We start from the raw sequence: 17,325 nt of genomic DNA on the forward strand, positions 1-17,325 counted from the left end.
ATAAGTGCTTACCAGCTTATGCGCCTGATACTCGCTTTGAAACCGTTAAATAGTTGCTCGGTCATTTGACAACTCTGCTTGTCGATAAACTGGATGACTAATTGCGCGGGTTGATAAAACTCTTTGATGCTGCGAGTAGTCTGGTTACCACTTTGCATTGACGTGACACCAAATGCTTCAGACACTTTTTTGCCACTTTGTTTTTCTAAGATGGGAATAAGCACATCCTTGACTATTTCCGATGCTAATTGTTGGCAGAAGACGATATTATGATAATGCTCTTTGTATCTCAGGCTCAGGCCAATCTGCTCGCAAATGATTTTGAGTTTATCAATGCTGACGGAAGTCGTGCTGTCTGCATCGTCATTTACGTAGATCAGTGAATAATCAGAGCGTTTGACCGCATTAAAACCATCGTCGGTTGCAACCAAATTACAGAATGTACCGATTTGGGCCAGTAACTCGGGCAAACCATCTTCGTCTGAGAACGTTCGACCTTGATTGAGCGCGTTGATGCGGCGCTGGTCTAAATCGACACCTATTACTTTGTGCCCAATGGCTGCCATGCAAATAGCCGACAGTGCGCCGTTATGGCCAAGACCAAACACACTAATGCGCTTGCTATTGCGGCACTTTGGTAATTGGTAGCCTTGCGCGCTGCCGTCACTGAAGGCGACGATGCGATTAAAACCACGGGTATTGTCTACTGCAAGCTGTGGTTTGCTGCCATAAGCATAGGCATGGTGATCATGTGAATTATCGAACCGCTGAGAATCAAACATTTAATTGTCCTTATATTAATAATGTTGGTCCCAAGTAAATTGTTAGGCACAACATTCATTTAATCTCAAGTTAGCAGTTCTTGTTCCAATTTCTATATATTTAAATATATCAATAGGTTAAGGTTTGATTGCGATACGTGTAGGGGCTTGAATGTTGCATATTTAAGACAGAATTACACGCAAAGGTAGACTAATTTACGTTGAGGTTAGCGGTAAAAATCGACTATCTTGGAATTGAACATTACTTGTTAGTCAATGTTGGCTAGTTGTCGAGAGTGTAACGCAGCGGAGAATAGCTTATGAAAGGCATTATTTTTGTAAAGTTGAATCAGTTTGTTGATGAATTATGGGGCGATGAGTTTTGGGACGAATTGTTGCAAGATGCAGAGTTACCCAGTGACGGCATATACACTTCAGTTGCGACTTACGATGACGCAGAACTGTTTACCCTAGTGGGTTTAATTATGGGAAAGAAGGGCCTAACGGGTCAACAGGCTCAAATGGCGTTCGGCCAATGGATGTTCAAACAGTTGTTAGAAGCCGCTCCCCCTGAGGCGCATAAATTTACCGACGTATTCAGCTTTCTTTATGGGGTACAAGATGTTATCCATGTGGAAGTGAAAAAGCTGAATCCAGAAGCGATATTACCAGAATTCGAGTTTATAGAGGAAACAGAGAACTCTTTGAGTTTTCATTATCTCTCTCCGCGCAAGATGTGTTACTTTTGTGAAGGGATCATAGAGGGGTTGGCTGATCATACAGGTCAAAAAGTGGCAATTGAACAACCAGAATGTGAGCATGATGGCGACGCACGATGTGTGATAAAGGTTACCAAAGTTGGCTAAATCGAACGAGGAATTAGAGGCAAGGATCGCCGTTTTAGAGCGTAAAGTCGAGCGAGAAAAGAAAGCCCGAGTGATGTCTGAACAGCACTTAGAGGTGCACTCTCGTGCACTGTATGAAACCAATCAGTCGTTGCAAACTTCCTTGGCGATGGCTAAGAAAAAACAAGCTGAGCTAGAGTTTTTACGCCAAACCTCAGGTGACGTCTCCTCGGATATATCCTTACAAGAGCTGATAACGAATACGGTGGAGTTGACTGGGCAATTTTTTTCGGTGGAATGTGGCATGTTTATCGTGACGCAAAATGGCCAAGCGTTAGAATCTAAAGTCGACAATATTTGGCGGGCGCCAAATGAGTGGGTCTCTGACAAAGCATTCTTACAGCAAGCAACACAGTTCTTACCCATTCAACAGCAAGAATGCCTGAGCATGTGGTTGGTCTCAGCTATCGATGAACAATCTAGCCAAGCATTAGCCGGATTCAAATGGATAGTGTTTGTTAACTTTGAATTACTCGGAAAGAAAATTGCATGGTTAGCGTTTTTTAGCCGAGCGGAATATTTAGACGAAGAGGCGCTCTCTGTGCTCAGCACCGCCAGAGAACACCTGTTAAGCGGCATTACGCGGCGCATTACTGACGTAAGTATTCGAAAGCGCACGGTGGAACTGCAAGACACGGTGAACCGCTTAGAGCAGGCTAAACAGCAACTCATTCAATCAGAAAAAATGGCCTCTTTAGGGCAGCTTGCCGCTGGCGTTGCCCATGAAATTAATAACCCAGTGGGCTTTATTCGCTCAAATCTAGAGATGCTTGAAGAATACCTACAAGATTATCAGCAACTACATGCGTTAATTTCAAAGCAAATTGGTATCTCAGGGCAGTTGGATGCAGCGCAATACAAGTCATTATGTGAAAACATTGATTTAGTCTACATACAACAGGATGCCAAAGATTTACTGGCATCGAATTTAGAAGGGTTAGACAGGGTAAAAGAGATCGTTGAGAACTTGAAAACCTTTTCTCACAGCGGTGATGGCAAACTAGACAAAATAGACATTAAAGCCTGCATTGAAGGGGCGCTGAAAATCGCTTGGAATGCCCTTAAATATGAACATGTAGTGGATAATTTGTTGCCGGAGGATTTACCAGAAGTACTTGGAAACATTGGGCAACTGCAACAAGTTTTTGTGAACTTATTTGTGAATGCCGCTTACGCCATGTCAAAGGGCGGCAAGCTAACGATTAAATCAAAACTGACCCCCAGGGTATTATTGATAGAGGTGATCGATAATGGCTGTGGCATGGACAAAAAAACACTCGACCAGTTATTTACACCGTTTTTCACCACTAAGCCTGTAGGCGTAGGGACAGGTTTAGGGTTGTCGGTGTCATACGCTATTCTCGAGTCACATAACGTGCATACACAAGTGCAATCTACCGTAGGTAAAGGAACTCAATTCTCTCTTAGTTTTCCTCTACCTCAGTAGTGTCTGGCGCGGTTTCTGCTGGATGCACATGGATGGAAAAAGACTGGCTTTTTTGTTTTTCATAGTTGGCTAGTTGGCGAATGGAAGTATCAGAAAACACATGACCTTTAGGCAGCACCAATATGTGATTTTCCGTCAGAATATCTTCTTTTAAACGCATACCATCACGCAGATCAACGACTTGTATTGCCGCGGCAATAAACTGGCCACTGATAAGATCTGGATTTTTGACCAAAATGTCTAGGACTTTTGCCGCGTATCGTAATCCTCGGTATTTCTTCAGCTCATTAATCGCTTCACTATTGGATAGAGGGGTTTTACCTATACGCCCTAATTTATAGCGCCAGAAATCCCTCGCGACCGCTAGAATTTGTGCACCTAATGGTATTTGCTCAAGGAAAAGCTTGTTAGGGCCTGTGCCGTCTACGTATTCAAACTGACACGTAATAATATCCAGTTCGTCCCGAAGATGAGTTGCAGGGCTTAAAATTTGTTCAGCATATTTAGTTTGATGCATAAAAATATCTTGCTGATTGTAGTTAAGCTCACTGAAAGGTTTAGCATACAGGGCGGTGTCTAAACCTAATAGGCCGATTTCACAAAGCAGCGATGCAAAAGTAACTTGATTGTGTTCTTTTTCAGGCAAAGACATTTGGTCGGCAATTTTACCTGCTAGATGGCTCACACTTTGCGCAAACCCGCCATCAAGGTGGGGATTAATACTAATGAAATTATACAGTACTCGCTGGGTGGCAAGGGTATTGCGCTCTAGCTTGCGCATCGCGAGTACTATTTGTTTGCTGCGCAGTTTTACTTTTTCATCTAAGTTGTGATTCAAATCCTTCAACAAGGTATTTTGCTTATTAACTAAGCTACTCAGACGCTTGTTCTCAAGTTTAAGTTTAATTTTCGCCAGACCATCGTTAACCGTGGTGATGAGCTCGTGGTTATCCCATGGCTTTTGTAAGTAACGGTCGATGTCTCCTTTGTTTACGGCATCAATGGTTGATGACATATCGGAATAACCAGTCAGCAGGATGCGATAGCAGTCGGGGATAATTTCAGTACTTTTCTGCAAAAACTCAGCGCCTGACATATTTGGCATTCTCATGTCTGAAACGATGACCTGAACGGATTCTTGCTTTAGTATCTCTAACGCTTGTGCACCACTTTCAGCTGTGATCAGTTTAAAATCTTGCCTGTGAAGAACCCGTTTGATGGCTTTGAGAATATTGACTTCATCATCGACACATAAAACCGTAAACGTGGTCGTTTCGTTTTCTGATAACGTGTTCATATACTGACTCCTATTTTATGAGTTGTAAGGCTCATTATTAGACGGTTTCTGTGGGTAAAGTGGCTGCGGGCAAGCTTAAGGTAAAGCGACTGCCTTTGTGTTCTTCGCTGAACACGCTCAGATCGCCGCCATGTTCTTGGGCAATACCAAAAGAAATAGCCAAACCAAGTCCCGTGCCTTGCCCTTCTGGCTTAGTGGTAAAGAAAGGGTCAAACAGGCGCTTTAGATTCTCAGCTGGAATACCATGACCAGTATCACTGACCACCACATATACCAATTCATGATGAGAATAGGTTTCAATAGTGATGACGCCTTGTGGGGCAATACCTTGTGGGGCAATACTTTGTTGGGAAGTATCTTGCGAACCAATTGCTTGACCTGCATTGATGAATAAATTGGTTAGTACCTGACAAATTTTGCCTACATTGATGTTAACTTGAGGGACATCTTGCAGGTGCGTGACGATGTCACAGTGGTATTTAAGTTCGTTGCTGACCATACTCAACGTGGTTTTAACACAGTCATTGATATCAAAGTATTGACTCTCTTTACTGTCAGCTCGGGAAAATTGTTTCAGTCCTGATACGATATCTTTAACCCGTATTAGGCCTTCATTCGATTCATTGATTAACGCTTGAATGTCTTCTTGCATAAACGCAAGATTTTCACTTTGAATAAATTCAATTAGGCTGTTTTCGTACTTTTTGCGGTCTTCTGGTGTTTCGCTCGATTGCCAATCGGTGATATGTTGCCCCAGCTTAACGTACACATCTGCATACTCTGAAAGAGATGTTAGGTTACTGCTAACAAAGCCTATTGGATTATTTATTTCGTGGGCAACCCCAGCTGCTAATTGCCCAAGAGAGGCCATTTTTTCAGCCTGTACAAGTTGTTCCTGTGTGCTCTTTAATTCAAAGTTGATAAGGCTTAATTGTGCGTTTTTATCTTCAAGTAGTTGCGTTCTTGCCACTACACGCTTTTCCAAAGTTTGATTTAGATGCTCTAGTTCTTCTTGATATTTTTTAACCCGAACGCATTCCGCTTCTAAGGTTTCGACCATTTGGTTAAAGGCGTGGGCAACTTCTCCGAGTTCATCCTTAGTTTTTATCGCAATGCGGGTGTCATTAAAATCACCCGAGAGTACGCTATAGGATATCTTTTTCGCCCCAGCCCTAAGCAAACCAAGTTGGCGGGTTAAATAATGACCCAAAGCATATGAAAATAAAGCCACGAGAATTAACTCTACAACTGCAATGGAGGTGGTCCATTGTTTTATTTTGGCGATAGAAGTGACGGCCTGCTCTGTGCTCATGCCTATTTCCACGCGACCATAAACAGTATCCCCTTCAATGATATCGGCGTAGGTGTCAAAGATGCCATCGGTGACGTCGGACATATGCATATCGGCGTTAAATGCACGGGCCAATGCTGAAGCAGAGCCTTTTTGCGATAAAATGCCCTCAGTGCTACTAATGACTCGAGCGTATTCTATACCGGGGTTTTTAAGCGCTTCAGAGACAAAATCATCCAGTGACGCAAGATCGTACGAAAGGACAGCATCTTTGGTGGTGGTTGAGAACAAAGTCGCAGTGGTAGAGGCATGTTTAATCAAGTCTTTGTTCACAGATTGACTTAAAAACGTCACGGCGGTGATGATTAACGAAAGCAACAGCACGGCTTCTATGCTGGCAATACCTATTATTGTTTTTCGACGCAAAGACATGTGAGACTCCCGTTAAAATATTCTAAGCATGACGCGTATTAAAGCGTTTTAATGCCCAAGGCCCGAATGTCATCCCAGTCATTATCTTCTGCGCTTTCAAAAGTGCTAAAGTTAATGGTTTTTAGCAGACCCTTTCCTTGTTTTGTTTTGTCTAGGCTAAGTAAACTTTGTAGTACTCGTTCACGAACCTCCAACGGGACACTCATGTGGCTAGCAATGGCGTGAGGCGTGTGCGCTTTGGTTTTCCAAAGGACTCGCAGGCTATCTCTGACTTGCTCTGGTGCATTATTGAACGTACGCATAATGCCGCCTCCTGCAGGCAGCAAACCTCTTGCGACAGCAAGGTAAACAGAGTCGTGAGAGGATACGTAGCGGCTTTCAATCAGTATATTTTGAGCTTGTAAGTCAGCTTTAGGCAAAAGCGTGGCAGCAAATGCCGCAGGAGCAGGAAATGCCAAGGTCAGGTTTTCTAATTGCTGCAGGGTTGTGATGGGCGAGTCTTGTTTGACCACGATGATCCCCTGAATAGATTTATTTCTTTGCTTTGCTAGCGCGTGGTAGCCTGCCGTTTGGTTGAACACAGTAAAATGGTACGGGTTCATATAAGCAAAGTCGTATTCACCACGCTCTAAACGTTGTTCAAATATGGGGATATTGGGTGCCGTAGTAAATACAAGTTCAACCCCACTAGTTGCACTTATTTCCTTTAATAGTGGGGTCCACAACTTGGCTAGTTTTTTCGCTGATTGTTGAGGCACAACAGCAAAGGTTAATGCTTGCTGTGACTGCTTTTCAGCGGCCAAAGCTGGCAATGTGGTTAAAGCGCAGAATAAAAAAATACAGCCTAGAAAACGTTTTTTCATCTTGTACTCCTATCATCGTTCGAAAGTGAACAAAAAAACAATCAAAAAGAGACCAACACGTGTGTAGCCAAAAATTATTTAACCAGCAGGCTTTCAATCGTGTTTAGTAATTCTTTGTTTGAAAATGGTTTAGACAGTGACATATCAGCGCCCAAATCGACTGCCTGTTGTCGTTGCTCTTCTCCTAGGGCTGAAATAATTAGTATTTTCAACGATTTATCGTCGTAATCATGGCGGGCAAATTTAACGATGTCATAACCGTTAACCCCAGGCATGCTTAAATCGAGTGTCATTAACTGCGGTTTGAAACTGGTCAACAACGCACCTGCCATAAAAGGGTCTGTCGCTATAACACTTTTGAAGCCGGCGCGAGTGGTTACTCGGCTTATGGCTTTTGCCACTTGCAATTCATCGTCAACTATCAACACACGTGTCTCTTTTGTTTGAAACTCAGTAGGGATAGGTAGCTCGTTATCTTGCAAAAATGCGAGAAAATCTTTTTCTTTCACACGGTTATTACCACCACCAGGCAACTTGTAGCCTTTGAGTCTGCCACTATCAATCCAGCGGATAACCGTGCGCAAATTAACGTCACAGTACTTCGCTATTTCACCGGAGGTTAATGTTTTCATTGATTTCTCTTGGCTGTCATTACGTATGATTAGTTTATACCATTTATGACTAAAATGACAAATAGGACTAAAGTGTAATGTGTGACAATAGTGGCATTGTGTAATTATTAGTCTCACGAATGTAATGTTATCTGGGATGGCAAGGAGTTTTCGATGGAGAAGTTTATGTTGCGAGTACTCATAGCGCTCAGTGCAGTACCCAGTGCAGCGATTGCGAGTGATCTTGATGTATTTGGCAATATGATTCTGAGATACGAACATGAAAGCCAGCACAATAATTTGCCAGACCGGGAGCGTCTTCGCTTGATTGCCCGTTTAGGGCTCAAGGCTGACATCAATAATAATTGGTCTGCACAGGGACGTTTAAGTACGGGGTTGAAAAATAAGCAAAATGTACCAGCCATTACTGTCGCTAGATTTAATACACAGCCTCAGCCAGATAACGATGTGTATGTAGAACGCCTATTTATGACTGGAAAATTTAATTCAGGAAAATCCAGCCAAGCTCAGCTTTATATCGGCAAAATTCCGTGGCAATCGAAGCAAGTCACTGACATATTTTGGGATAGAAATTTGCACCCTATTGGCGTTCACCTGAATTATCAGTTCAATGAACAGCATCAACTGCAACTCGCATCACTGAAACCTCTGGATGGAAACAGCGATGTAATAGGTCTGATGCACATCATACAGTTGAATATGAACTATGATTTTAAGGGGATAAAGCTGAGGGTTTCACCTTGGCTGGTGGATTACCACGGTCAGCAGGGCGCAAGGTATGCGAAAAAAGACACTGAGCTAGATAACCGTTCGATACGCCTGTCCACGAGTGTTGGCTATCAAGGATATAAATTGGGCGTAGATATAGGGCATTCGTTGGAAAGCTTCTCACAGTTTGACCAATTTAATGATCAGAAAACCAGCCTTGCTTTGCAGTTTAGCCAAGGTACCTTAAAGCAAGTGGGCAATTATGCTTGGCATATAAGGTATCTGCGGGTCGAACGTTTTGGTGTGATTAATGAATTTGCGCAAAACGGCACCGCTAGGTTTGCTACCTCGAATTTGCAGGGGGTTGATATTAGATTGCGCCGGAAAATGAACCATAACTGGTGGTTAGGTGCCCGCGTCAGCGACATTAGAACTATTAAAGGGAAAGACGAACAAGGTGTTCGAGTGCGAATTGAAGGGCAGTATCAGTTTTGAACATCAACATACTAAAAATCAGTGCTCTGTTACTTAACACTGTCTTAATTAACATAATAATGCTTAGGGGCTAACGCAAATGAACAGCCAGCAATTACATGCCACTCCGGCGACAGGTAAGCTTTTAGTTGTGGACGATGAACCGAATATTTTATCGTCATTAAAACGCTGTTTAGTGAAAACACCATTTGAAGTCTTTATGGCCAATAGTGCCCAAGAAGGGCTTGCCATAATGCAAGAGCACAACATTCAAGTGGTGCTGTCGGATTTTCGTATGCCACAGATGTCAGGTGCTGAGTTTCTCGAGCAAATTAAGCAACATCACCCTGATGTGATATCAATGGTACTGAGTGGTTTTGCAGATTTTGATTCAGCCATCGGTTTATTAAACAGCGGTGCGGCGCATAAATTTTTGCGTAAGCCTTGGAATAATCAACAGTTAATAGAAGAAGTCGACGGCGCGTTTGTTGAATATCACGCCAGAATAATGAATCGGCGCGTATTAGAAGGCGAGCACAATCCTGAGTATTACGCATTTGAGCAAGCGGTGCGCGACCAGTTTGAGATGCAACAAGAGTTTTGCCTCGTTTCGCTTAAAATTAAGGACTACGACTACTTAGAACAGCATGCTGGGCCGGGTATTTTCACTGGACTGTTAACTGAAATTAGAGGATTAGTCAGTAGCGAACTGCCACAAGGCAGTAAAACGTTTGCCTTTGACAGCGGCAAAATTTTCATCATCATTCCTGATTTTGAAAGTGAAGAGGTGATCCGTCGTCGCTTATCAGCCATTAACCACAAATTAAACGAGCCCAATACACAGCGCAAAGGCTGCGTTAAAATAAACTGTGTGATGGGGTATGCATTGGCTCCCACTGATGGCGAAGACCCAAGTAGTTTGATGGAAAACTTACGTTGTGCGTTTTCAGTCGATAATTCAGACAGAGAAAGGTTGTGCCGTTTTGATTCAGCCTTGCGTGACTTGCAGCAACGCCAGCTTAAGATTAAAAACTCCATTAATGGTGCGCTACGTGATAACCAGTTCTTCTTGCATTTTCAGCCGAAAGTGCACTTACCCGATCAGCAAATTGATAGCGCGGAGATCCTTATCCGTTGGCAACACAATGAATTGGGATGGATCCCGCCCAATGAGTTTATCAATTTGAGCGAACTAGATGGTCAAATTGAGCAAATCGGCGAATGGCTGATAGATCAAAGCGTAAAAAAAATTGCTGAGCTTCACCATTTCACTCCTGACTTAAAGCGTGTCGCGATAAATATTTCCTCAAGACAGCTAGCTAATCACAGCGTAGTGGAGCAATTCGAACACCTGTTGGATAAGTACGCATTGCCGCCGTCACTCATTGAGCTGGAAATTACTGAGTCTTGCCTGATCCAAGATTTTGAGCAAACGTTGGCGATCTTATGGGAGCTTAAAGAGCTTGGGGTGAGCATCGCTATGGATGATTTTGGCACTGGGTACTCGTCTTTCGCTTATCTGGCAAAATTACCTATTGATGTGCTGAAACTAGATAAAGTGCTGGTGGACGGCATTGAAGGCTGCAAGGAAATTCAGAGCATGATTGGTGGATTGATTGCTATGTGTCATGAACTAGGTATTGATGTGGTTGCTGAAGGGGTTGAACTAGAAGGGCAGGTTGCGCTATTGAAGCAACTCAACTGCGACTACATTCAAGGGTATTATTTTAGTAAAGCACTGCCTAAGCCTGAGTTTGAAAAATTGTTATTACAACAGCCGTTTATGCACTAATACTTGCTGTGCACTTGGGGGAGGTCTATCAGTACTAATACGGCGCCTTGACCACCCCATTCCAATGGGGCCTGGTGAAAGCCTTTTACGCTGGGGTGCTGAATTAACCAGTTTGGTACATTCTTTTTCAGCACATAACTGCCGATACCATGGACGATACAGACACAGTGGTAATGCTGTTTTTGCGCTGCGTAAATGAGCGCGGCAATTTCCAATTTCGCCTGTTCTTTGTTCAACCCATGTAGATCCAAAATGAGGTCAGGTGGGTACTCACCGCGACGTAAACGTTTCACTTCGAAAGAGTCGGCCCCGGGCTGAACGTATTTGAGTGGCTGGTGGCTATCAAAGTGTCCTTCAAATCCGTCCGAGAATTGAAAAGTTGCATTTCGCTGCTTAACGTCATTGAGGCGATCAAGCTTTTTAGCTAAATCCGCGGATTTATGCTTGCTGGAAAGGCGTTGAGGCGGTATTTTGTCCTGCTTTATTGGCTTTACATCAGTAAACTCACTTCGAAATAGTGCCGTGTCAGATGGTTCGAGGGGGGGCGTTTTTTTCATAGCGTTGAATAGCGGGCTTGATGTAAGGCATTTATTCCGCTTAGTTTAGCAAAATCTGGGTAGTGAAACTACGAAGAGCCGTTGATTAAGCAAAACAAATTTTAGGGTGAAAATGAATAACCGCGTGGATACAGAACAAGCCGTGAATGATTTGCATACAATGCTGGATATGGTGCGTTGGTCGGTCAGTCAATTTAATCAAGCCGGTTTGTTTTATGGCCATGGTACTGATAACCCCTGGGACGAAGCGGTGTGTTTAGTACTACATACCTTAAATTTGCCTCAAGATATGCTGGAGCAAACAGGTGAACAGTTGTTTCAAGCTCGCCTAACCCAGATTGAAAAACGTGATATCGCCGCACTGGTTCAGCGCCGCGCAGAAGAGCGGATACCGTTACCGTATTTAATGCACCAAGCGTGGTTCTGCGGCTTACCATTTTATGTTGATGAGCGCGTATTAATACCGCGTTCGCCTATTGCTGAGCTGATTGATGATAAATTTGCGAACTGGGTGTCAACACCCCCTACGCATATTCTTGATCTATGTACCGGCGGTGGCTGCATCGCTATCGCGTTGGCGTACGCGTTTGAAAGCGCAACGGTTGACGCGGTTGATATCAGTCCAGAGGCGCTTGAAGTGGCTGAAATGAATATTCACGAGCATCAATTGAGCGATAGAGTATACCCTATTCAATCCGACTTAATGGCTGCGCTAGAAGGGCAAAAATACGACTTAATCATCAGCAATCCGCCCTATGTGGACGCAGAAGATATGGCTGACTTGCCCGAAGAATTTCATCATGAGCCAGAGCTTGCATTAGCGGCAGGCGATGATGGATTGGACTTAGTGCATAAGATGTTGCGCCAAGCACCAGCGCATCTAACTGACGATGGTTGGTTGTTTGTGGAAGTGGGTAATAGCCAGTTCCATATGGAGCATATATACCCTGATTTAGCGTTGCAATGGGTGGAGTTTAATCGAGGTGGTCATGGTGTGTTTGCAATCAGTAAAAGCGATTTAGAGGCATATTTTGCCTGATAAGTGACGCAAGCATCTCTTAAGCAATTATTATTAAGCATTTGAAACTAGCGAATACGAGGAATATAACACTATGGCTGGCAATACCTTTGGCAAGCTTTTTACTTTAAGTACCTTTGGCGAGAGTCATGGCATTGCTATTGGCGGTGTTATCGATGGTTGTCCTCCTGGTTTAGAAATCAGTGAAGCGGACTTGCAAGTAGATTTAGATCGTCGTAAACCAGGTACCTCACGCTACACCACAGCACGACGTGAAGAAGACGAAGTGCAAATTCTCTCTGGTGTGTTCGAAGGCAAAACCACGGGTACCAGTATTGGTTTGCTGATTAAGAATACCGATCAGCGCAGTAATGATTATTCAAAAATTAAAGATACCTTTAGACCTGGTCATGCTGATTACACCTATCAGCAAAAGTACGGGCTACGCGATTATCGCGGAGGAGGTCGTTCTTCTGCACGTGAAACCGCAATTCGAGTGGCCGCAGGTGGGGTAGCAAAAAAATTCCTTAAGACCCATTTAGGCATTGAGGTGCGGGGATATTTGTCACAGCTCGGTCCGATTAAAATCGACAAGGTTGATCACAGTGTAACCAACACGAATGCGTTCTTTTGCCCTGATGAGAGCAAGTTAGAAGCGTTAGATGACTATATGCGTGACCTTAAAAAACAAGGTGATTCGATTGGTGCTAAGGTTTCTGTTGTTGCGACCAATATGCCTGTTGGACTCGGTGAGCCTATATTTGACCGGCTAGATGCTGATTTAGCCCATGCCATGATGGGCATCAATGCGGTAAAAGGCGTTGAAGTGGGGGATGGGTTTGACACCGTCGAACAAAAGGGCAGTGAGCATCGTGATTTAATGTCCGCTGATGGGTTTAAATCAAACCGTTCAGGGGGCGTTTTAGGCGGTATTTCAAGCGGCCAGGATTTAGTGGTGCATATGGCGCTTAAACCTACTTCAAGTATCAGCGTGCCGGGAGAAAGCATTGACATCAATGGCGAAACAGCAGAAGTCGTCACCAAAGGTCGTCACGATCCGTGCGTGGGCATCCGTGCGGTCCCTATAGCAGAAGCCATGATGGCCCTAGTGTTGATGGACCATTATTTGCGTCACCGCGGCCAAAACGCGGATGTGCAATCTATCACGCCCGTTATTCCTGCCCAAAGTAAATAAGCGTTTACGTGGTAGCGACTCAGGCAGCATTTTCCAGAGGCAATCTGGTGATGCTGTCTCTAACTTTCTTTTTGTATTTTGGTCAACTTGGCGTACTGGTCCCTTATCTGGGCGTGTTCCTTGACGGTCGAGGATTTAGCTCACAAGAGATAGGTGAGTTATTTGCGCTTATTACCCTGATGCGCATTATTGGGCCGAATTTGTTTGCTGCTTTTGCTGACAAGTCAGGCAAGTCTCTGCGCATTCTGCAGTTCGGGGCGTTTCTTACTTTTGCTACATTTTGTTCCATCTTTTGGTTAAACAGCTTTTGGGGACTCACCGTCGCGTTTGGTTTGATGATGCTGTTTTTTACCGCGATTGCGCCACAAACTGAAGTGATTACCCTTGGCAGCGTGCGTGGAGACGCGACTAAATATAGTCATGTGCGCTTATGGGGAAGCATAGGCTTTATTGTACTCACAGTGTTGGCGGGTAAACTTATTGATGTGTTCTCGAGTGAGGCGCCTATCTATCTAAGTGGTGCTGTGCTGCTAGGATTGTTTTTGATCACGCTTGGCTTAAAGGAAGCTAGCGCCAGCGACCGCACACTGACTAGTGGTGAATCGATTTGGAAAAAAGTGCGCACAAAAGTGTTTGTTGGCTTTATTGTGTCCTCGACATTGATCCAAGTAAGCTTTGGCCCTTATTACGGTTTCTTTGCATTGTACGCGAGAGATTTAGCTTACACTGGCCAAGAAACGGGAGCCTTGATCGCCTTGGGTGTTGCGGCAGAAGTAATCATATTTTTACTCGCTGGGAAGCTGATTAGTCGCTTTGGTGTTAAGTGGACATTGTTAGTCAGTATGCTTCTTACTGCATTACGCTGGTATCTGTTGGCTGTTGCTGCGCAGCATTGGCCTGCATTGGTCGTCAGCCAGATGCTACACGCATTTAGTTTTGGGTTGATTCACGCCGCTTCAATTAACTTTATTCACCATTATTTTGGTCATCAGTTTCGTAGCCAAGGACAAGCGTTATACACCAGCATCGGATTTGGTGTAGGGGGAGCGGCAGGCAACTTCGGCGCTGGATTGATATGGGATCAGGGGCAGGGGGCGGAAATCGCTTTTACAATCGCTACCGTATTCGCGTTATTAGGCGCTGCTATGGTCGCCTGTATTCCTAGCCGGTATATGCCGAAATAGTGACTTTCTAGGCGCAGTAATCTGCGCTGTTTCAAGCCTTGTTATTAACATGCTTTTTACATGTACGTGGGAGCGTATGTATTTGATTTCATATCGATAAAGAAGAGCTCGTAAGACCAGTGAAATTGATAATAATGGTTGACGTTACTGTGAGGGGTGTTATTCTAATCGCGCTTGAAAGTACGTTTGATATTTATGCACACTGTTTCGATGTTCCATTGTAGTACCTCGTCTTGTATATCATAAGTAATAGCAACACGCTTCAGCAAACCTCGCCTTGAAAAAGGTTTTTTTATTACTCTTGAAAATTATAGGAAAGACTATGTCTACTACTACTGGTACAGTTAAATGGTTCAACGAATCTAAAGGTTTTGGTTTCATTCAGCAAGAAAATGGTCCTGACGTATTTGCTCACTTCCGTGCAATTACTGGTACTGGCTTCAAAACACTAGCTGAAGGCCAAAAAGTTGAGTTCACTGTAACTCAAGGCCAAAAAGGTCCTCAAGCAGAGAATATCGTAGTACTTTAATTCAAGCTTGCTTGATTAAATACGAATTCCAAAAAAAGGCAAACTTCTAGTTTGCCTTTTTTTATGCTTGAAATTTAGTCTTTTGGTATAGGTCAAGCCTCAATAGAATCGACCTATGCGTGGCTGTTAGACAGTCAGCTCACCCTTAAGGTTACTGGTGAGTCTTTGTTTCATTTCTGACACACTTAAAGTTTTGCTCAGAAGGTAATGCAGTTTCGCGAGTGCAGCTTCTGGTGTCATGTCTCCTCCTGAAAGTACCCCCACATCCTGTAGAACATTACCATTGGCATAACCGGACATATTGACTTTGCCGCGCAGGCATTGGGTGCAGTTAACGATTAAAATACCGTTGTCATTGGCTTGCTTGAGTTCATTCAACAACGCTGGGTTTTGCGGCGCGTTACCTACACCGTAACTAAGCAGAATAAGGGCTTTGACTGGCTGTTGCAGAATGTTGCGTATCACTTCTGCGCTGATCCCTGGATATAAGCTAACCACGCCCACCGGTTGAGGTGTAACGCTGCTCACGACCAGAGGTTGCTGATCAATCGGTGTGACTTTCCCTGCTTTTACCTCAATGTTAATACCAGCTTTAAGCAGCATCGGAAAATTGGGTGAGCCAAATGCATCGAAACCGTCAGCGTCTAATTTTCGGCTACGATTACCGCGAAACAGCTTATTGTTGAAGTACAGGCTCACTTCAGGAATAGGGTAGTTAGCCGCCAAATAAAGGGCGTTTAGTAGGTTCTCTTGGCCATCAGATCGCAATTGCGCTAACGGTATTTGCGAGCCAGTGACAATAACCGGTTTACCGAGGTTTTCCAGCATAAACGACAGCACGGACGCGGTGTATGCCATGGTATCAGTGCCGTGTAGAATGATAAAACCGTCATAATCTTGATAATTTTGCTTTATGTCATCCGCTATTTGTTGCCAATCTTTTGGGCTCATATCCGCAGAATCGATCAAGCTATGATATTCATTGATGGTGAAATCAGGCATTTCTTGACGATGAAATTCAGGCATCTTAGCGATAGTTTCAGATAAGAACCCAGCTGCGGGCACATAACCTTTTGATGAAGGGCGCATGCCGATAGTGCCGCCCGTATAAGCAACATAGATTTGTTTTTTCACTTTAAAACTCGTATGACTTAATTTAAGCGAATTGTATCCCAATAACTGGGCAAAAACCCTCCGTACTAAGCGCTTAGTACAAACCGCTTAGTACAAACCGCTTAATGCAAAGTTTTTAGGGTAAGGCCCTAACGCCCTCTGTTGGCGTGACATTGTTTGCAAACGCTTGGGGATAGAGCTGACGTGCTGGCAGGTTTTCAAATGAGGCAAGCAGCTCAGTGAAAACAGGTGCCCCGAGTAATCCATCTAGATCATTCATTACTTGCCCAGCACTAGCGTATTGCTCATTACAGCAGAATTGATACTGGCTAATCAATTTGCTGAGCCGAGTATGGTGTTGTTCAGCCAATGCTTTATCTGCAAGTATGAAAAAATAAGCACTGCCCCAATAAGCGGCAGGGTATTGTTTTTGGCTCATTAATCGCCTAGCAATAGAGGCTGGCGTTAAGTCGCTGTTGAACCATTTCAAATGAGGGGCTATTTTATTTTGGTAATTTTGCTCCAACGAACCCTCAAGTATCCCTGCGTTCGCCATGATTTGATACTGCATAAAACTAGCGAATCCCTCGGCAAGCCAAGCATAGTTTCCGCCCAGATAGGGAAGCGCTAAATGGCTTATTTCGTGATAAATCGTCCAATCGCGAATGAATTTATCTTGCTGAAAACGACTGTCCACGTGTAAATAAATACGCTGAGGTTTATCCCGTCGCGTGTAAGCCCAAGGTACAGGTTGATTAGATTTTTTAGGCACCAGATGAAATATTAAGCGTGATGGGTACACCCCTAAGGTATCTCGGGTGGCATTGACGCCTGTTTTCACCCATTGCTTTAATTTTTCTTTATCAGCGGCATTAAAACGCTTAAATCCGTGGATCTCAAACTGATCGAACTGCCCTGCATTTATTTGTCTTATTCTGCTTTCAACACGCTCTACTCGCGCGCTCTGGATGTCTTCAAGCAAGGGGGCAGTCATTGCTTGGGTATCGAACAAAACAGCCAATAAGAGCAAATTAAAGCACAAAGAGCGGCGTCGAGGACTGCGGATAAACCGCGTGGAGTTGGGGGCGAGGCCCCCTGAAATTAGCTTTGCAGCGGATAGCATTGAA

Annotated in this window: 16 protein-coding genes; 8 read left to right on the top strand and 8 right to left on the bottom strand. The window is 44.0% G+C overall.

The annotated features are described in order from the left end of the window. Positions 1–8 precede the first annotated feature (8 nt). On the bottom strand, positions 9–782 hold the full coding sequence (locus AC0VYA_RS07465; RefSeq protein ID WP_475490580.1) for a GDP-mannose dehydrogenase: 774 nt from the start codon (positions 780–782) through the stop codon (positions 9–11). A 299-nt stretch (positions 783–1,081) separates the two neighbouring features. Between AC0VYA_RS07465 and AC0VYA_RS07470 the strand changes: the two genes are divergently transcribed. Both AC0VYA_RS07470 and AC0VYA_RS07475 read left to right on the top strand, forming a co-directional pair. Next, positions 1,082–1,627 (top strand): heme NO-binding domain-containing protein, encoded by a 546-nt coding sequence (locus AC0VYA_RS07470; RefSeq protein ID WP_011574370.1) that lies wholly within the window; start codon positions 1,082–1,084, stop codon positions 1,625–1,627. Then, entirely contained in the window at positions 1,620–3,113 is a 1,494-nt protein-coding gene (locus AC0VYA_RS07475; protein WP_475490581.1) for a sensor histidine kinase, read from the top strand. The genes AC0VYA_RS07470 and AC0VYA_RS07475 overlap by 8 nt, the downstream gene beginning before the upstream one ends. On the opposite strand, the gene nosR is transcribed toward AC0VYA_RS07475, so the two are convergent. The 4 genes from nosR to AC0VYA_RS07495 all read right to left on the bottom strand — a co-directional run bounded on the left by nosR (position 3,091) and on the right by AC0VYA_RS07495 (position 7,628). Further along, positions 3,091–4,410 (bottom strand): response regulator c-di-GMP phosphodiesterase, NosR family, encoded by a 1,320-nt coding sequence (nosR, locus tag AC0VYA_RS07480; RefSeq protein WP_475490582.1) that lies wholly within the window; start codon positions 4,408–4,410, stop codon positions 3,091–3,093. The genes AC0VYA_RS07475 and nosR overlap by 23 nt on opposite strands. 37 nt (positions 4,411–4,447) lie before the next feature. After that, positions 4,448–6,133: an ATP-binding protein gene (locus tag AC0VYA_RS07485; protein ID WP_475490583.1), complete on the bottom strand. Its 1,686-nt coding sequence runs from the start codon at positions 6,131–6,133 to the stop codon at positions 4,448–4,450. 38 nt (positions 6,134–6,171) lie between these two features. Beyond that, complete coding sequence (locus AC0VYA_RS07490) at positions 6,172–6,996, bottom strand: phosphate/phosphite/phosphonate ABC transporter substrate-binding protein (protein WP_475490584.1); 825 nt, start codon at positions 6,994–6,996, stop codon at positions 6,172–6,174. 74 nt (positions 6,997–7,070) lie between these two features. Next, positions 7,071–7,628: a response regulator gene (locus AC0VYA_RS07495; protein WP_475490585.1), complete on the bottom strand. Its 558-nt coding sequence runs from the start codon at positions 7,626–7,628 to the stop codon at positions 7,071–7,073. A gap of 153 nt (positions 7,629–7,781) precedes the next feature. Here AC0VYA_RS07495 and AC0VYA_RS07500 point away from each other — a divergent pair, with 153 nt between their 5' ends. Together AC0VYA_RS07500 and AC0VYA_RS07505 are read left to right on the top strand one after the other, a co-directional pair. Continuing rightward, entirely contained in the window at positions 7,782–8,831 is a 1,050-nt protein-coding gene (locus tag AC0VYA_RS07500; RefSeq protein ID WP_475490586.1) for a putative porin, read from the top strand. Between the two features lie 79 nt (positions 8,832–8,910). After that, complete coding sequence (locus tag AC0VYA_RS07505; protein WP_011574376.1) at positions 8,911–10,602, top strand: EAL domain-containing response regulator; 1,692 nt, start codon at positions 8,911–8,913, stop codon at positions 10,600–10,602. On the opposite strand, the gene smrB is transcribed toward AC0VYA_RS07505, so the two are convergent. After that, a complete protein-coding gene (gene smrB, locus AC0VYA_RS07510; protein ID WP_473479718.1) occupies positions 10,599–11,159 on the bottom strand; it encodes an endonuclease SmrB in 561 nt (186 codons plus the stop codon). The two genes, AC0VYA_RS07505 and smrB, sit on opposite strands and share 4 nt — an antisense overlap. Positions 11,160–11,271: 112 nt before the next feature. Between smrB and prmB the strand changes: the two genes are divergently transcribed. The 4 genes from prmB to cspE all read left to right on the top strand — a co-directional run bounded on the left by prmB (position 11,272) and on the right by cspE (position 15,085). Then, positions 11,272–12,198 carry a 50S ribosomal protein L3 N(5)-glutamine methyltransferase gene (gene prmB, locus AC0VYA_RS07515; RefSeq protein WP_475490587.1) on the top strand — a complete coding sequence of 309 codons (927 nt, stop codon included), beginning with the start codon at positions 11,272–11,274 and terminating at the stop codon, positions 12,196–12,198. A gap of 73 nt (positions 12,199–12,271) precedes the next feature. Next, a complete protein-coding gene (aroC, locus tag AC0VYA_RS07520; RefSeq protein ID WP_473479721.1) occupies positions 12,272–13,372 on the top strand; it encodes a chorismate synthase in 1,101 nt (366 codons plus the stop codon). Positions 13,373–13,422: 50 nt separating this feature from the next. Beyond that, complete coding sequence (locus tag AC0VYA_RS07525; RefSeq protein WP_475490588.1) at positions 13,423–14,556, top strand: MFS transporter; 1,134 nt, start codon at positions 13,423–13,425, stop codon at positions 14,554–14,556. Positions 14,557–14,878: 322 nt separating this feature from the next. Then, positions 14,879–15,085: a transcription antiterminator/RNA stability regulator CspE gene (gene cspE, locus AC0VYA_RS07530; RefSeq protein ID WP_006994582.1), complete on the top strand. Its 207-nt coding sequence runs from the start codon at positions 14,879–14,881 to the stop codon at positions 15,083–15,085. A gap of 126 nt (positions 15,086–15,211) precedes the next feature. On the opposite strand, the gene ansA is transcribed toward cspE, so the two are convergent. Both ansA and AC0VYA_RS07540 read right to left on the bottom strand, forming a co-directional pair. Next, on the bottom strand, positions 15,212–16,219 hold the full coding sequence (gene ansA / locus AC0VYA_RS07535; RefSeq protein WP_041713537.1) for an asparaginase: 1,008 nt from the start codon (positions 16,217–16,219) through the stop codon (positions 15,212–15,214). 115 nt (positions 16,220–16,334) lie between these two features. Then, positions 16,335–17,321, bottom strand: a complete 987-nt coding sequence (locus AC0VYA_RS07540; protein WP_475490589.1) for a hypothetical protein — start codon at positions 17,319–17,321, stop codon at positions 16,335–16,337. Positions 17,322–17,325 lie beyond the last annotated feature (4 nt).

It is taken from the genome of Paraglaciecola sp. QJM3NY_14, from assembly GCF_056173245.1.

Bases quoted from the DNA above. Each gene is read 5' to 3' on its own strand.
- AC0VYA_RS07465 (WP_475490580.1), bottom strand. From the start codon at position 782: ATGTTTGATTCTCAGCGGTTCGATAATTCACATGATCACCATGCCTAT.
- AC0VYA_RS07470 (WP_011574370.1), top strand. From the start codon at position 1,082: ATGAAAGGCATTATTTTTGTAAAGTTGAATCAGTTTGTTGATGAATTA.
- nosR (WP_475490582.1), bottom strand. From the start codon at position 4,410: ATGAACACGTTATCAGAAAACGAAACGACCACGTTTACGGTTTTATGT.
- AC0VYA_RS07485 (WP_475490583.1), bottom strand. From the start codon at position 6,133: ATGTCTTTGCGTCGAAAAACAATAATAGGTATTGCCAGCATAGAAGCC.
- AC0VYA_RS07490 (WP_475490584.1), bottom strand. From the start codon at position 6,996: ATGAAAAAACGTTTTCTAGGCTGTATTTTTTTATTCTGCGCTTTAACC.
- AC0VYA_RS07495 (WP_475490585.1), bottom strand. From the start codon at position 7,628: ATGAAAACATTAACCTCCGGTGAAATAGCGAAGTACTGTGACGTTAAT.
- AC0VYA_RS07500 (WP_475490586.1), top strand. From the start codon at position 7,782: ATGGAGAAGTTTATGTTGCGAGTACTCATAGCGCTCAGTGCAGTACCC.
- AC0VYA_RS07505 (WP_011574376.1), top strand. From the start codon at position 8,911: ATGAACAGCCAGCAATTACATGCCACTCCGGCGACAGGTAAGCTTTTA.
- smrB (WP_473479718.1), bottom strand. From the start codon at position 11,159: ATGAAAAAAACGCCCCCCCTCGAACCATCTGACACGGCACTATTTCGA.
- prmB (WP_475490587.1), top strand. From the start codon at position 11,272: ATGAATAACCGCGTGGATACAGAACAAGCCGTGAATGATTTGCATACA.
- aroC (WP_473479721.1), top strand. From the start codon at position 12,272: ATGGCTGGCAATACCTTTGGCAAGCTTTTTACTTTAAGTACCTTTGGC.
- AC0VYA_RS07525 (WP_475490588.1), top strand. From the start codon at position 13,423: ATGCTGTCTCTAACTTTCTTTTTGTATTTTGGTCAACTTGGCGTACTG.
- cspE (WP_006994582.1), top strand. From the start codon at position 14,879: ATGTCTACTACTACTGGTACAGTTAAATGGTTCAACGAATCTAAAGGT.
- AC0VYA_RS07540 (WP_475490589.1), bottom strand. From the start codon at position 17,321: ATGCTATCCGCTGCAAAGCTAATTTCAGGGGGCCTCGCCCCCAACTCC.